Source organism: Polaromonas sp. P1_G4, from assembly GCF_056405475.1.
Genome location: NZ_JBFUCA010000917.1, coordinates 1 through 946, shown reverse-complemented (window position 1 = coordinate 946; position 946 = coordinate 1). Strand labels below are relative to the sequence as shown.

Annotated in this window: 1 protein-coding gene; it reads left to right on the top strand. The window is 58.0% G+C overall.

The features are described from left to right. Positions 1-17: 17 nt before the first annotated feature. Positions 18-946: substrate-binding domain-containing protein (locus tag AC1D1X_RS24430; RefSeq protein WP_477699507.1), on the top strand; the 929-nt coding region annotated here is incomplete at its 3' end.

Below are 946 nucleotides of genomic sequence, written 5' to 3'. Positions count from 1 at the left end.
CAGGAACACACTGCGACATGTCAAAACTGAAACTGACCTTCGGCTGCTGGAACTATGACCGCACCCGCGCCCTGATGGACGGGAGCGTGCAGCCCGATGGCATCGACCTGAACTATCTCAACATGCCGGTGGAAGAAACTTTCTTTCGCATGCTCAGGCATAAGGAGTTTGATGCCGCAGAAATGTCGCTCTCGTCGTACACCGTGTCCCTGTTCAATGAGTCGCGGCCGTTTGTGGCGATTCCGGTTTTCCCCTCGCGCTTTTTCCGCCACTCCTGCATCTATGTGAATGCCAACTCCGGCAGTCGCGAGGCGAAGGATTTGATAGGCAAGCGCGTGGGCAACCCCGAATACCAGATGACGGCGCCGGTGTGGATACGCGGCATCCTGTCCGACCACTACGGCGTCCCTGTCGACAGCGTCACCTACTTCACCGGCGGCGAGGAAGAACCCGGCCGCTCCGAAAAGATCAAGCTCGACCTGCCGCCCAACATCAAGGTCGAGCGCATTGGTCCCGGGCAGACACTGGCGCAGATGCTGCTCGACGGCGAGATCGACGCGCTCTACACCGCGCGTATGCCGTCAAGCTTTCTCAAGGGTGGCGGCAAGGTCAAACGCCTCTTTGAAGACTACGAGCAGGTCGAGCGCAATTACTTCAAGGAAACGAAAATTTTCCCCATCATGCATACGGTGGCGATTCGCCGCGACGTGTATGAAGCCAACCGCTGGGTGGCGCGCTCGCTGATGAAGGCGCTGGAGGAGTCCCAGCGGCGCACTTACGAAGACCTGTACGAAACAGCGGCGCTCAAAGTCATGCTGCCCTGGCTGACTTCGCACGTCGAACAGGTCAAGCGTGAGATGGGCGAAGATTTCTGGCCTTACGGGTTTGAGAAGAACGAAGCCACGCTGCAGACCTTTTTACGTTACTCGTTTGAGCAGGGCCTTTC